We start from the raw sequence: 14,971 nt of genomic DNA, 5'->3' as shown, positions 1-14,971 counted from the left end.
TGGATCAGCCGAATTCAGCCGCATTCACTCGGACTTGGACTCGCGGATTCGCTGGATCCGCCGGATCCGGCGGGATTCGCTGGATCCGGCGGGATTCGCTGGATCCGGCGGGACGCGCTGGATCCGGCCAGATCAGCCGATCAGCCGGATCAGCCGGATCAGCCGGTGACTTGATACGTCCGCGACGCCTGCTCGTACAGCCGGGTCACCTCGTCGCGTTCGGCCTCCGGGCCGCGTAACTGCACCACGTGGTAGCGCCCGCCGACGACGATCGCGAGATTGCGTACGAACAACTCGCGTCCCTGACCGTCGGTCCAGGTGAACTGCCCCTCGGCCATGGTCCGCCCGCCGACGTCGATACGCCGCATACCGCTGGACGTGGCCCAGGTCGAGTCGCGGAACGGCTGTAACTCGCTCTCCGTCTCGCGCTGGTACGTCAGCGGATCGCTGCCGTGGTCGGCCGTGCTGTCCCGCCCGGGTACGACGATGAGCTCGAAGTCGCCGTGGGAGTAGACGATCCGGCCGCGCCCGTTCTTCGGCGCGCGGTCCCAGCCGGTGGCGACCGCGACGCGGAAGCCCTCGGGGTCCTTGCGCAGGGTGAAGCCCTGGGCGACGTCGGGGTCGGTGGTCTGTTCCCGCGTCGAACCCGAGGACCCGGAGGGGCTCTTGCCCGAACCCGGGGAAGTCTGGTCGGGCCGCGGCTCGCTGCCGCCGCCCGACTGCTCGGGCGCGGGGCTGACACCGCCGGCGGCACCGGTCCGGTCGCCGTCCGAACGACTGCCGCTGTCGCTGTTCGGTGAGGCCTTCGGCATGAACACCATCGCGTACGCGACCGCCGCGGCGAGAACGAGCAGTATCAGCAGGACCAGGTTCCGGCCGAGCCTCTTCGGCCTGGGCGGGCGGCCGTCCTTGGCGCGCTTGTGACGGGCGTGCGGGGTGGTCGCGGGCAGCCTGGCGCGACGCCTGCGGACGAGCTCGCCGCGGCGCCGTACGATCGGCAGCCGACGGGGGTCGACGGGGGGCGCCGCCACGACGTGCGCGCCCGCCTCCGGCTCGGGGGCGGACCGCACGAGCGAGCGCAGCCAGCCGCGCACCTCCTCGAAGTCGAGCCGTTCGGTCGGGTCCTGACGCAGCAAGGACTCCACGACGGGCCGCAGCGGCCCGCACTCCTCGGCGAACGCGGGCGGCTCGGCGCACACCAACTGCACCAGCTCGGCCGTGTTCTCCTCGGGATACGGCGCATGCCCCTGCACGGCCCTGAACAGCAGTGCGCCGAGCGCCCACAGATCGGTCGCGGGCCCGATCGGCGCCGCCAGCTGCCAGTTCTCGTGCACGGGCCCGGCCTGCTCGGGTGCCCACCGCTCGGTGACGGGCCCGATGACGGCCATCCGCGCCTGTCGCGCCCGCTCGGCGGCGAGCGCGGTGGTGGGGCCCCGGCGGGGCACGGAGGCGGCGGACGGGCCGGAGGGGGCGGACGAGCCGGAGACCAGGTGGTCCCAGTGGGTGGGAGGCACCGCGTCGGCGGGAGTGGGCGTGGAGACGGGCGCGTCGGCGGGAGCGTGCGGGACGCTGCCGTTCTCGTACGTGCCGCTGCCGTTGCCCGGGGTTCCGTACGCACCGCCGACGTTCGCTCCGCCGACGTCGCCCGGAAACCCACCGGGCCAGGAGTTCGTCCGGGCCACGCCGTACGGGTCGGCGATCTGCCCCGGCAGCGCACCGGGGAGGTGCTCCACGCCGTGTCCGGGGGACTGCGGTGCCCGACCTTCGGCGTCGGCGGGCCGGGGTGCGGGCAACGCCGCCCGCCCGCCCCGCTGTGCCTCCTGGACCCGCGCCGCGGCCCGCGCCCCGGCGCGATACGCGGCGATCGCCCCGGCCCGCTGCGCACGCGCGTCACCGCCGCCTTCGAGGGCGCGCGCTCCTCGGGCGGGTACTTCGCCGCCGGGCGTTCCCGCCACCGGGCCCACACCGCCCGCCCGCGCCTCGATCGCGGCCCGTCGCGCGGCTTCCGCCTCCGCGACCGACATGCCCCCGGCCGCCGCGCCGACGGCACCTCCGGCCGCGCCCACCGGACCACCGGAGCCCGCGCCGATGCCGGGGCGGCCGGAGCCGGCGCCGGGGCCGGACCCGATGCCTGGCGTGCCGCCCGCCGCCGCGCCGCGCACCGCACCACGGCCGTTGCCACCGGTGCCGTCGCCTCCGTCGTCCCCGCGCGGCTCGAAGTCCCGGACCGGCACGGGGTCGTACCCGCACAACGCCTCTTCCGCCGCCCCGGCCGCCAGGCCCGTCAGCATCACGCGGCCGTCGTCGCAGACGAGCACCGTGCGCACCGTGATGTTCCGGTGCACCCAGCCGTGCGCATGCAGCACCCGCAGCGCCATGAGGACATCGGAGGCGACCTCGGCCGCCCGGTAGGGACTCAGCGGTTTGTCCGCGAGCAGCGCCGCCAGCGGCCGGGCGGCCACCAACTCACTCACTATCCACAGCGACCCGCCCTCGGCGAACACGTCGAAGACCTGGTCGAGCCGGGGGTGGTCGGGTATCTGGGCGGCGGCCTGCGCGGCCTCGATCGCGCGCCGCACGGCCGGTTCGGCGGGCCGGCGCGTGGCCGTACGCGCGGAGGCGCGCCGCGTCCCGCCGTCGCGCGCCACGAACCCCGCGGGCAGCCCGTCGGCGTCGAGCACCTCCGCCTCGACGACCTCGGGCAACGGCACCTGCCGTACGAGGACTTCCTGCCCGCTGTAGGTGTCGAAGGCCCGGGTCTCGGCGAGTTCGTACTCGTCGGACGGCGGCAGTGGCAGACGGTAACGGTCGGCGAGTACCCGTCCCGCATATTCGTCCACGATGCCTCCCCCGGCCGCCCGGTCGGTCAGTTCCGTTCGCCTTGCGTCCCGTTCTGGATGCGTACGGTCCGCAACTACTCACGATACGTGCCGGAGGCAAGCCACAATGTGGGGATTCAACATCTCACCACCCTCACGCGTGGCGGAACGTCACCTCGGTGCGCGGTACGTCACGACTTCGGCTGGAACGTCTTGGCAAGCGTTTGCCATGTGTCCTTGCGCAGATCGCTGTCCCATTCCGACGCCTTCGCGGTGTACATCAGCGCGTATCCCTGATGCGCGTTGACGACGAATCCGCGGTCTATCGACCGGTACTTCGTGCCGCCCTCCGTGTAGGTGAACTCCCAGTCGGCCGTGTTCCAGCCGCGGTAGTCCACCTGCTCTATGCGGATCCGCTTGTACTGCGAGCGCACCATGTACTGCTCTTGGTTCTTCCAGTCGGCGACCGGGTCGTCCTTGGGCGTGGTCGTCCAGCCGACGAGCAGCTTCTGCCCGTCAGGACCGGTGAAACGGGCCCCCGCGGCTCCCGTGGACTGGTACTTCCAGCCCTTCGGCAGCCCGATCGAGAACCCCTGACTGCTCTTGTACGTCTTCACGGAGCTGTCGCCCGACCCGCTGCCGGAGTCGTCCGAACCTCCGGACCCGCTGGCCGTCCCGGCGGACGAACTGTCGTCCGTCTCCTGCTCGTCCGACCCGGTCCCGGTGTTGTCCTTGCTGCCGCTGTCCGTGTGCGTACCGCCGCTGCCGCTGCCGCTGCCGCCGGCCTTGGGCGTGCCGCTGCTGCCCGCGGTCGTCCCGCTGGACGTCCCGCTGGATGCCGCGGCCTTGGTGTCGCTGCTGCCCTTGTTGTCCTTCGAACTGCCGTCGTCGCCACCGAGGGTGAGGGCGAGCACGACTCCGAGCACGGCCAGCACCACGACCACCGCGACGATCACCAGCGTCCGCCGCGGCACCACGTCGGTGAGCGGCGCCCTGGGCACGGACCGGGGGGGCCGGTCCGGCTCCGGCACGACGGGCCATCCCGAACTGGGTTTCACCGGACCGGAGTTCGACCCGACGACAGCACTTTCGCGCCCACCGCCCCCCACGGCCGTCCCCTGGCCGACGCCGCTCCCCGTGCCCGCCGGCGTCGCCGCGGCGGAGGAGCCGGGCTTACCGGCCGAGGACGGGTTGGGCTTACCGACCGCGGCGGCTCCCGGCTTACCGGGGGCAGGCGCGCTTGCGCTCGCCGAGGAGCCCGCGGAAGACGTACCGGCACCCGCGGCCCCGGTCCCCCCGGAGACGTCCGTACCGCCGGACTTGGCGCGTGCCGCGGCCGAAGCCGTGGCCGCCCCCGCCGCCTTGCGGACCGAGCGCAGCGCACCGCGGAACCGATCCGCGGCCTCCTCGCCCCGCTTGGCTCCGGAACCGCCCGAACTTCCCTTGCCCGTGCCCTCCTCCGGCACCGGCGGCAACGCCACGACCCGCGTCGCGTCCACCGGCTCCGGCTCCTTGGGCTGGGGCGCGTGGAGCACCTCGTTGAGCATCGCCCGGGCGCCCGCGTCGTCGAGCCGCTGCTCGGGGTCCTTGGCGAGCAGCCCGTAGATGACGCTCCTCAGCGGACCCGCGTTCTTCGGCTCCTCCAGCGGCTCGGTCATCACCGCGGTCAGCGTCGCGATCGCGGAACCCTTGTCGTACGGCGGCACACCCTCGACCGACGCGTACAGCAGTCCGCCCAGCGACCACAGGTCCGCCGCCGGTCCCGGCTTGTGCCCGCGCGCCCGCTCCGGCGAGATGTACGAGGGCGCGCCGACGAGCATGCCGGTCGAGGTGATCGACGGGTCGCCCTCGACCTGTGCGATACCGAAGTCGGTGAGCACGACCCGGCCGTCCTCGGCGATCAGCACGTTCGACGGCTTCACGTCACGGTGCAGAATGCCCTCGCGGTGCGCGGCCCGCAGTACGTCGAGGATCGCGAGCCCGACCTCGGCAGCCCGCTTCGGCTCGAGCAGCCCGTCCTCACGGATGGCCTCGGCGAGCGACTTGCCCTCGACGAGCTCCATCACGATCCACGGCCGGTTGTCCTCGTCGACCACGTCGAAGACCGTCACCGCACTGTTGTTGCGGATCCGGGCGATCGCCTTGGCCTCCCGCAACGTGCGCGTGATCAGCCGCCGCTTCTCGTCCTCGTCGATGCTCGTCGGGAACCGCAGCTCCTTCACGGCGACCGTACGGCCCAGGGTCTCGTCCTCGGCCCGCCACACCGTGCCCATGCCGCCGCGGCCGAGTACGTCTCCCAGCCGGTACCGCCCGGCGAGGAGACGTCCGCTCTTGTCCTGACGGGATGCTCCCGCCCGCTCCGCCTCCGACATGCGTCCCCTCATGCAACCCGCCCTGACAGAGCCTCCATTGTCACCCACGCGAGGACCGCCCGACGCCCAGGGTGGTTCTACGCGGGGGGACCGCCCGCCGCCCGTGTCCGAACGTGCCGCATGATGGGCCGCTACACGGAGGGACCGCCGATGCCGAAGCCCCGGACAGCCCGGACACCTCGGACACTGCTGGCCATACCCGTGTCCCTGGCCCTCCTCGGTTTCGCCCCGGGCGGCTTTCAGGCTCCCACGACTCCGGCCACGGACGCCCTCCTCCCCCTGCTCGTCACTCGAGGCGGGGCTCCCGCTGCCGCCCTGCTGGCCCGCGAGGAGTCCGGCATCCGCTTCGCCCGCGCCGGCCGGGGAATCGACCGGGCCGACCATTTCCGCGCCGGCAGCATCACCAAGACCTTCATCGCGACGGTCGTGCTGCAACTGGCCGCCGAACACCGGCTGTCCCTGTCGGACTCCGTGGAGGATCACCTGCCCGGCCTGGTGCGCGGCGCGGGACACGACGGCCGGGCCGTGACGCTGCGCGCCCTGCTCACCCACACCAGCGGTCTGGCCGACTTCACCGCGGACACCGCAGGCACCGTCCCCGTGACTCCGCTTCAGGCCGTTCGCATCGCTCTCACCCACCCCCCGGCCGACCGCGGCCGCTTCGCCTACTCCAACACCAACTACGTCCTGCTCGGCATGGTCGTCCAGCAGGTCACCGGCCACTCGTACGCCGTCGAGGCCGAGCGCCGCATCGTGACTCCCCTCCGTCTGACGGGCACCTCGTTCCCCGGCGCCCGCACCGCTCTTCCCGATCCGCACGGCCGCGCGTACGCCGCCGACGGAACCGACGTCACCGAACTCGACCCGCGCGTGGCCGGCGCGGCGGGCGAGCTCGTGACCACCCTCGCCGACCTGGACCGCTTCTACGCGGCGCTGCTGGGCGGCGAACTGCTTCCCGCGCATGGGCTGCGCGAGATGCTCGACACCCGTACCGCACACGGCTCGTACGGCATGGGCCTCTATCCCGTGAAGCTGCCGTGCGGCACCACGGTGTGGGGGCACAACGGCCGGATCTCCGGCAGCTACGTGCGCACCGCAGCCACCGTCGACGGCCGTCGTGTCCTCACCTTCCGGGTGAACACGGACGGGGTCTCAGAACCGGGCCTCGAACCCGCGGTGCTCGCCGCCGAGTTCTGCCCCCGCACCTCGTAGAACGGACGGGTTTCGAGCAGAGATCCCAGCCTCTTACACCCGTTCGAGTGATGTTCAGGAGGGGACGGGGCGGACACCGAAGGGCAGCCGGATCACCGCGGCACGATGTCCGGCGCCCCCAGCCGCGCCGCGTCCGCCGTCAGGTCGTCCGGCTGGCGCTGCGACTCCCGCTCCGCCTCGACCCGCTTCTCGTAGTGCTCGATCTCGCGCTCGATCTGGTCCTTGTCCCAGCCGAGGACCGGCGCCATCAGTTCGGCGGCCTCGCGGGCGCTGCGTGTGCCGCGGTCGAACGTCTCGATCGAGATGCGGGTGCGCCGGGTCAGTACGTCGTCCAGGTGCCGCGCGCCCTCGTGCGAGGCGGCATAGACGATTTCCGCCCGCAGATAGTCGTCGGCGGCCTGGAGCGGCGCGCCCAGCGAGGGATCGGCCGCCACCAGGTCGAGCAGTTCCTCCGCGAGCGAGCCGTAACGGTTCAGCAGGTGCTCCACGCGCACCACATGGAGCCCGGTGCGGGCCGCGATCCGCGCTCGCGCGTTCCACAGCGCCCGGTACCCCTCGGCGCCGATCAGCGGAATGTCCTCGGTGACGCAGTCGGCGACGCGCTGGTCGAGGCCGTGCACCGCCTCGTCGACCGCGTCCTTGGCCATGACCCGGTACGTCGTGTACTTGCCGCCCGCGACGACCACCAGCCCCGGCACCGGATGGGCCACGGTGTGCTCGCGCGACAGCTTGCTGGTGGCGTCCGACTCTCCGGCGAGCAGCGGCCGCAGACCCGCGTACACGCCCTGGACGTCGTCGCGCGAAAGGGGCACCGACAGCACTGAGTTCACGTGTTCGAGCAGGTAGTCGATGTCCGCGCTGGAGGCGGCCGGGTGTGCCTTGTCGAGGTCCCAGGGGGTGTCGGTGGTGCCGACGATCCAGTGGCGCCCCCACGGGATCACGAACAGCACGGACTTCTCGGTCCGCAGGATCAGACCGGTCGTGGAGTGGATCCGGTCCTTCGGCACGACCAGATGTATGCCCTTGGACGCCCGTACGTGGAACTGCCCCCGCTCCCCGACCATCGCCTGGGTGTCATCGGTCCACACCCCCGTGGCGTTGACGACCTGCCGGGCATGGATCTCGTACTCCCCGCCGCCTTCCACGTCCTGCACCCTGGCACCGACAACGCGCTCGCCCTCGCGCAGGAAGTCGGTCACGCGCGCGCGGTTCGCCGCCTTCGCGCCGTACGCCGCCGCCGTGCGCACCAGCATCGCCACATAGCGGGCGTCGTCCATCTGGGCGTCGTAGTACTGGAGCGCGCCGACCAGCGCCTCCTTCTTCAGGGCCGGCGCGACGCGCAGGGCGTGGCTGCGGGTCAGATGGCGGTGCGTGGGCAGTCCGCGGCCGTGTCCGGGCGCCATCGACATGGCGTCGTACAGCGCGACCCCGGCGCCCGCGTACAGCCGCTCCCAGCCCTTGTGCTGCAAGGGGTAGAGGAACGGGACGGGCTTCACGAGGTGCGGCGCCAGCCGCTCCAGGAGCAGCCCGCGCTCCTTGAGTGCCTCGCGCACAAGGGCGAAGTCGAGCATCTCCAGATAGCGCAGGCCGCCGTGTATCAGCTTGCTGGACCTGCTGGATGTGCCGGACGCCCAGTCCCGTGCCTCGACGATGCCTGTGGACAGGCCGCGTGTCACGGCGTCCAGCGCGGTACCCGCGCCGACCACGCCGCCGCCCACGACCAGCACGTCCAGCTCGCGCTCGGCCATTCCCGCCAGTGACTCGGCGCGCTCCGCCGGCCCCAGTGTCGCTGTCCTCACAGCTGCCTCCCGCAGTTCGTCGCGCCGGCCACACCCGTAAGGCGAGGCCCGGCTCGCATCCCCCCTGCCCAAATTCTGACCGTGTTGCCCGTCTTCGGCCACCACCCGCCCGCAGCCTGTGGACAACACTCACGGAAACTCGCCCAACCAATCCCGCAAATCGGTCATATTTACTCCTAGTCTGACATTGCGCTCGCTCGTTCTGTCCACAGGGCTTGCGCGACTGTCCCGCTTCGGCTACTGGGAAGGACGGCCCACGCAATGCCCGCAGATCTCGCCGTCATCGGACTCGGTCATCTCGGCCTGCCCCTGGCCCAGGCCGCCGTCGCGGCCGGTATCCCCACGGTCGGGTACAAGACCGGCCCCGAGGGGGGTTCCCTCACCGCCGCCGAACTGCGCCGGATGCTCTCGGGGGGCTTCCGGACGACGACCAACCCGGCCGAGCTCGGCCGGGTACGCACCGCCGTCATCTGCGCACCGACCCCGCGCGGCGCCGCCGGCGCGCTCGAGCTGAGCCAGGTGGAGGCCGCCGCCCGCACCCTCGCGGCCCGGTTGCGCCCGCACACCACCGTGATCCTGGAATCGCCCGTACACCCGGGGACGACCGAGGAATTCCTCCGTCCGCTCCTCGAAGAGGGTTCCGGACTCCGGGCCGGCCGTGACTTCCACCTCGCGTACTCACCGAGCCGCGTGGATCCGGGAAACCGTGACTTCGGCTCCGCCAACACCCCCAAGGTGATCGGGGGTCTGACCCCCGCGTGCACCGAGTCGGCCGCCGCGTTCTACGGCCGCCTCACCGACAAGGTGGTACGCGCGCGTGGACCCCGCGAGGCGGAGACCGTGCAGCTCCTGGAGACCAACTACCGGCACGTCAACATCGCCCTGGTCAACGAAATGGCTGTCCTCTGCAACGACTTGGGCGTCGACCTGTGGGACGTCATCCGCTGCGCCGAGACCAAGCCGTTCGGCTTCCAGGCCTTCCGCCCGGGCCCCGGTGTCGGCGGCCACGCGGTCCCCCAGGACCTGACCGGCCACTCGGGGCGCACCCTCCGGATGGTCGAACTGGCGCAACAGGTCAACAACCACATGCCCCAGTACGTCATCCAGCGCGCGGCGACCCTCCTCAACGAGCACGGGAAATCGGCCCGCGGCGCGCGCGTGCTGTTGCTCGGCGTCACCTACAAGCAGGACCTCGCCGACCAGCAGGGCTCTCCCGCCCACGAGATCGCGCTGCGTCTGATGGAACTCGGCGCGTCCGTCAGCTACCACGACCCGCACGTCCCTGCCTGGAGCGTCCTCGACCGCCCGATCCCGCGCGCCGACTCCCTCTACGAGGCGGCGGCAGACGCAGACCTCACGATCCTGCTCCAGCAGCACCGCACGTACGACCTCCAGGGCCTGTCCGTGAAGGCGCAGCTGCTGCTGGACACGCGGGGGGCCACTCCGACGGGGGCGGCGCACCGGTTGTGAAGGGGGGCGCCCGGGGCGGCCCGGGCTGCGGGGGCTGGTGGCGTCCGGCGCTCGCCGTCGGTACCGTAAGAAAGCAGGTGGAGCCCACCGCAGGGGGTACTGCGGCAGGCTCCTGAATGGTGAACGGAGTGTCCACCCCTAGGTTTTGTAGGGGTGGCCGCTCACCAGCCGAAGATCAGGTGGAGCCCACCGCGGCGGCTACCGCGGCAGGCTCCTGAATGGTGAACGGAGTGTCCACCCCTAGGTTCTATAGGGGTGGCCGCTCACCATCCGAAAATCCGCAAGATCCACCTCCTCCGGCACTTCACCGTCCACAGACGGATCCGGTCCCAGCGGGTGGGCTTGCGATGACGTCCCATGGGCGCCCCCTTCCACGACACCGCCCAGTAGCCCGGTGGACGGTCCGTCGGAAATCGGGCCGGGCCCCGAGGGCCGGGGTCCGGAACCGTGTCCTTGGAAGGGGGCGCTCCAGAAACCTGGGGCGCCGACCCGGACGCTATCGCTCACACCCCCGCCGATCGGCCCGCTTTCGCCTCGAAGGCAACCCTGCGCCCCCCGGCCGCACAACGCGCCCCATCTGCGCCCTTGGGCATGCGAAGGGGGCCTTCACCCATCTAGGGTGAAGGCCCCCTTCGTTTCTCAGGCCGATCGTTTCTCAGGCCGAGCGCGGCGTCACCGCTTGTGCTGCGCGTCCGCCACCGTCACCTCGACGCGCTGGAACTCCTTGAGCTCGCTGTAGCCGGTGGTGGCCATGGCGCGGCGCAGGGCGCCGAAGATGTTCATGGAGCCGTCCGGGATGTGCGAGGGCCCGGTGAGGATCTCCTCGATGGTGCCGACGGTGCCGAGGTCGACCTTCTTGCCGCGCGGCAGCTCCTCGTTGACAGCCTCCATGCCCCAGTGGTGGCCCCTGCCCGGCGCGTCCGTGGCGCGCGCGAGCGGCGAGCCCATCATCACCGAGTCGGCGCCACAGGCGATGGCCTTGGGCAGATCGCCGGACCAGCCGACGCCGCCGTCCGCGATCACGTGCACGTACCGGCCGCCGGACTCGTCCATGTAGTCGCGGCGGGCAGCGGCGACGTCGGCGACCGCCGTGGCCATCGGGACCTGGATGCCCAGCACGTTGCGCGTGGTGTGCGCGGCGCCGCCGCCGAAGCCGACCAGCACACCGGCCGCGCCCGTGCGCATCAGGTGCAGGGCCGCGGTGTACGTGGCGCAGCCGCCGACGATCACCGGGACGTCGAGCTCGTAGATGAACTGCTTCAGGTTCAGCGGCTCGGCGGCACCCGAGACGTGCTCGGCCGACACCGTCGTACCGCGGATGACGAAGATGTCCACGCCCGCGTCGACGACCGCCTTGGAGAACTGCGCCGTGCGCTGCGGGGACAGGGCCGCCGCGGTGACCACGCCCGAGTCGCGCACCTCCTTGATGCGCTGCCCGATCAGCTCCTCCTTGATGGGAGCCGCGTAGATCTCCTGGAGGCGGCGGGTCGCGGTGTCCGCGTCCAGCTCCGCGATCTCGTCCAGCAGCGGCTGCGGGTCCTCGTACCGCGTCCACAGGCCTTCGAGGTTGAGCACGCCCAGGCCGCCCAGCTCACCGATGCGGATCGCCGTGGCCGGGGAGACCACCGAGTCCATGGGAGCGGCCAGGAAGGGCAGCTCGAAGCGGTAGGCGTCGATCTGCCAGGCGATCGAGACCTCCTTCGGGTCCCGGGTACGGCGGCTGGGGACGACGGCGATGTCGTCGAAGGCGTATGCCCGGCGGCCGCGCTTGCCCCGCCCGATCTCGATCTCAGTCACGTCTTAGGCCTTTCCCTCTTCGCTTCTGCGCCTCCCAGTATCCCCGACGCCCACGACGAGGGCGGCCCCGGAACCTTCCGGGACCGCCCTCGTCCGTGCTTCACGCGTGCGTGGATACCGTGAACTGCTACCTGAGTACTACTTGCTACGGCTGTAGTTCGGCGCCTCGACCGTCATCTGGATGTCGTGCGGGTGGCTCTCCTTGAGACCCGCCGACGTGATGCGTACGAACCGGCCGTTGTCCTGGAGCTCGGGCACGGTGCGGCCGCCTACGTAGAACATCGACTGACGCAGACCGCCGACCAGCTGGTGGACGACCGCGGACAGCGGGCCGCGGTAGGGCACCTGGCCCTCGATGCCCTCGGGCACGAGCTTCTCGTCGGAGGCGACGCCCTCCTGGAAGTAGCGGTCCTTGGAGAAGGAGCGCTGCTCACCACGGGACTGCATGGCGCCCAGGGAGCCCATGCCGCGGTACGACTTGAACTGCTTGCCGTTGATGAACAGCAGCTCGCCCGGCGACTCCTCGCAGCCCGCGAGCAGCGAACCGAGCATCACCGTGTCGGCGCCCGCGACCAGGGCCTTCGCGATGTCGCCGGAGTACTGGAGGCCACCGTCGCCGATGACCGGGACGCCGGCCTCCTTGGCGGCGAGCGACGCCTCGTAGATGGCCGTCACCTGGGGTACGCCGATACCGGCGACCACCCGGGTCGTACAGATGGAGCCGGGGCCGACGCCCACCTTGATGCCGTCGACACCGGAGTCGATGAGCGCCTGGGCGCCGTCGCGGGTGGCGATGTTGCCGCCGATGACGTCGACGCCGCCGGAGTTGGACTTGATCTTGGCGACCATGTCGCCGACCAGTCGGGAGTGGCCGTGCGCGGTGTCGACGACGATGAAGTCGACACCCGCCTCGATGAGGGCCTGGGCGCGCTCGAAGGCGTCACCGGCCACACCGACGGCCGCACCGACGAGCAGGCGCCCCTCGGCGTCCTTCGCGGCGTTCGGGTACTTCTCCGCCTTGGTGAAGTCCTTGACGGTGATGAGGCCCTTGAGGATGCCGGCGTCGTCGACCAGCGGAAGCTTCTCGATCTTGTGGCGGCGCAGCAGCTGCATCGCGTCGTTGCCGGAGATGCCGACCTTGCCGGTGACCAGGGGCATCGGCGTCATGACCTCGCGGACCTGGCGCGAGCGGTCCGTCTCGAAGGCCATGTCGCGGTTGGTCACGATGCCGAGCAGCTTGCCGTTGCCGTCGGTGACCGGGACGCCGCTGATGCGGAACTTGGCGCAGATCGCGTCGGCCTCGGCGAGCGTGGCGTCCGGGTGCACGGTGATGGGGTCGGTGACCATGCCGGACTCGGAGCGCTTCACCAGGTCGACCTGGTTGGCCTGGTCCTCGATGGACAGGTTGCGGTGCAGGACGCCGACGCCGCCCTGGCGGGCCATCGCGATCGCCATGCGGGCCTCGGTGACCTTGTCCATGGCGGCGGACAGAAGCGGGATGTTCACCCGCACGTTCTTGGAGACGTGCGAAGCGGTGTCGATCTGGTCGGGCGCCATGTCCGACGCGCCCGGCAGCAGCAGCACGTCGTCGTAGGTCAGCCCGAGTGTCGCGAATTTGGCGGGCACTCCGTCGACGTTGGCAGTCATGACACCTTCCCCAAATGGCCTTGATCGGTGCGGATGTCCATGCTAACGGGAAGCACGGCTCTCTCATTCCACGGTTTGGACTGCTCTGCGGCTTCGTAGGTTCGTACGGGATGGGTGGCGCCCCCGTTCACCCCGGCGCGCGGGGAAGCGCCGAGCCCGGACGGGGACGGCTCGCCGCCGCCGGTCCACACCGCCTCACTGCTCGCCGTTGTGGGGGACGGGCGCAGCGCCGCCCCGGCGAGAAGCGCAGCTCCCTGAGACCCGGCTGCCGCTCGGCCGACTACTGCTCGGCCAGCGCACGCAGTCGGCTCAGTGCCCTGTGCTGCGCGACCCGGACCGCACCGGGTGACATTCCCAACATCTGGCCCGTCTCCTCGGCCGTGAGGCCCACCGCGATCCTCAGCAGGAGCAGCTCGCGCTGGTTCTCGGGGAGGTTGGCCAGCAGTTTCTTGGCCCATTCGGCGTCGCTGCTCAGCAGGGCCCGCTCCTCCGGGCCCAGGGAGTCGTCCGGCCGCTCGGGCATCTCGTCGGACGGCACGGCCGTCGAACCCGGGTGGCGCATCGCGGCGCGCTGAAGGTCGGCCACCTTGTGCGCGGCGATGGCGAAGACGAACGCCTCGAACGGGCGGCCGGTGTCCTTGTAGCGCGGCAGCGCCAGGAGCACCGCGACGCACACCTCCTGCGCCAGGTCCTCCTGGAAGTGCCGCGCGTCGCCCGGAAGCCGGGACAGACGGGCGCGGCAGTAGCGCAATGCCAATGGGTGAACGCGGGCGAGCAGGTCGTGTGTGGCCTGCTCGTCGCCGTCGACCGCGCGATGAACGAGCGCACCGATCACCGTCGTCTCGTCGTCACGCATCGGTCCATGGTGCCTCGGCGTCGACCGCTCCGTGGCACCGCGTCCATAGTTGTGCACCGAAGCGTTATGAGCAGGTGCGCCGGAACTCATCTCCTGCGCCCTCCCCTCCCGCTCGACCGACTTGTCCCCAAGGAACTCCACACCTCAAGGATGCGGCATCCGCGGCGAAACGAGCAGCGGGCACCCGGCGGGCCTCTTTGCCAAACGGCTCCGAAGGTGTTCCTGGGCCTCTCCGGCGTCGCCCGGCCCCGCCCACCATGAGGTGAGCGGGGATCTCCGCACCCCCGTTACAGCTCACCTAACGGACCAGGCCCCACCGGAAACCGAGCGCCACGGCGTGCGCGCGGTCCGAGGCGCCGAGCTTCTTGAAGAGCCGCCGGGCGTGCGTCTTGACGGTGTCCTCGGAGAGGAACAGCTCACGGCCGATCTCCGCGTTGGAGCGGCCGTGACTCATGCCCTCCAGCACCTGGATCTCACGCGCGGTGAGCGTCGGCGCTGCGCCCATCTCGGCGGAACGCAGTCTGCGTGGCGCGAGCCGCCAGGTGGGGTCGGCGAGCGCCTGCGTCACCGTGGCCCGCAGTTCGGCGCGCGAGGCGTCCTTGTGTAGATAGCCGCGGGCACCGGCGGCGACGGCGAGCGCCACCCCGTCCAGGTCCTCGGCGACGGTGAGCATGATGATGCGCGCACCCGGGTCGGCGGACAGCAGCCGCCGGACCGTCTCGACACCGCCCAGACCGGGCATGCGTACGTCCATCAGAATCAGGTCCGAACGGTCGGCACCCCAGCGGCGGAGGACTTCCTCGCCGTTGGCCGCCGTCGTGACACGCTCGACGCCGGGCACGGTCGCCACCGCGCGGCGGAGCGCCTCTCGGGCAAGCGGGGAGTCGTCGCAGACGAGGACGGATGTCATGGCCGCCCTCCGCAGCTGATGCGCGTCACCTTGAGCCTCCAGGCTGGTTACGAATCGTCACCGGTGCGGTCGACACTCGCCGACGGAAA

At 71.4% G+C, this 14,971-nt stretch carries 9 protein-coding genes; 2 read left to right on the top strand and 7 right to left on the bottom strand.

The window, feature by feature from the left end; all coding sequences use genetic code 11:
• Positions 1 to 158 precede the first annotated feature (158 nt).
• Both SAVERM_RS25820 and SAVERM_RS25815 read right to left on the bottom strand, forming a co-directional pair.
• Complete coding sequence (locus SAVERM_RS25820; RefSeq protein WP_010986411.1) at positions 159 to 2,840, bottom strand: protein kinase; 2,682 nt, start codon at positions 2,838 to 2,840, stop codon at positions 159 to 161.
• A gap of 170 nt (positions 2,841 to 3,010) precedes the next feature.
• On the bottom strand, positions 3,011 to 5,191 hold the full coding sequence (locus SAVERM_RS25815) for a serine/threonine-protein kinase (protein ID WP_010986410.1): 2,181 nt from the start codon (positions 5,189 to 5,191) through the stop codon (positions 3,011 to 3,013).
• 150 nt (positions 5,192 to 5,341) lie between these two features.
• Between SAVERM_RS25815 and SAVERM_RS25810 the strand changes: the two genes are divergently transcribed.
• Positions 5,342 to 6,403, top strand: a complete 1,062-nt coding sequence (locus tag SAVERM_RS25810) for a serine hydrolase domain-containing protein (RefSeq protein WP_010986409.1) — start codon at positions 5,342 to 5,344, stop codon at positions 6,401 to 6,403.
• Between the two features lie 92 nt (positions 6,404 to 6,495).
• Here SAVERM_RS25810 and SAVERM_RS25805 read toward each other — a convergent pair whose 3' ends face one another.
• Positions 6,496 to 8,202 carry a glycerol-3-phosphate dehydrogenase/oxidase gene (locus SAVERM_RS25805; protein WP_010986408.1) on the bottom strand — a complete coding sequence of 569 codons (1,707 nt, stop codon included), beginning with the start codon at positions 8,200 to 8,202 and terminating at the stop codon, positions 6,496 to 6,498.
• 261 nt (positions 8,203 to 8,463) lie between these two features.
• Here SAVERM_RS25805 and SAVERM_RS25800 point away from each other — a divergent pair, with 261 nt between their 5' ends.
• Positions 8,464 to 9,672, top strand: coding sequence for a nucleotide sugar dehydrogenase (locus tag SAVERM_RS25800; protein ID WP_010986407.1), 1,209 nt, complete (start codon positions 8,464 to 8,466; stop codon positions 9,670 to 9,672).
• Positions 9,673 to 10,344: 672 nt separating this feature from the next.
• Here the strand turns inward: SAVERM_RS25800 and SAVERM_RS25795 are convergent.
• From SAVERM_RS25795 to SAVERM_RS25780, 4 genes are all read right to left on the bottom strand, one after another.
• Complete coding sequence (locus SAVERM_RS25795; RefSeq protein ID WP_010986406.1) at positions 10,345 to 11,469, bottom strand: GuaB3 family IMP dehydrogenase-related protein; 1,125 nt, start codon at positions 11,467 to 11,469, stop codon at positions 10,345 to 10,347.
• Positions 11,470 to 11,607: 138 nt separating this feature from the next.
• On the bottom strand, positions 11,608 to 13,116 hold the full coding sequence (gene guaB / locus SAVERM_RS25790; protein WP_010986405.1) for an IMP dehydrogenase: 1,509 nt from the start codon (positions 13,114 to 13,116) through the stop codon (positions 11,608 to 11,610).
• Positions 13,117 to 13,396: 280 nt separating this feature from the next.
• Positions 13,397 to 13,972: a sigma-70 family RNA polymerase sigma factor gene (locus tag SAVERM_RS25785; protein WP_010986404.1), complete on the bottom strand. Its 576-nt coding sequence runs from the start codon at positions 13,970 to 13,972 to the stop codon at positions 13,397 to 13,399.
• Between the two features lie 298 nt (positions 13,973 to 14,270).
• The gene (locus tag SAVERM_RS25780) at positions 14,271 to 14,882 is read right to left on the bottom strand and encodes a response regulator transcription factor (protein WP_003948568.1); all 612 of its coding nucleotides are present in this window, start codon (positions 14,880 to 14,882) and stop codon (positions 14,271 to 14,273) included.
• Between the last annotated feature and the right edge of the window lie 89 nt (positions 14,883 to 14,971).

It is taken from the genome of Streptomyces avermitilis MA-4680 = NBRC 14893 (assembly GCF_000009765.2).
GTDB lineage: Bacteria > Actinomycetota > Actinomycetes > Streptomycetales > Streptomycetaceae > Streptomyces > Streptomyces avermitilis.
The sequence above is the reverse complement of the archived record's forward strand: the minus strand, read 5'-3'. Positions and strand labels throughout refer to the sequence as shown.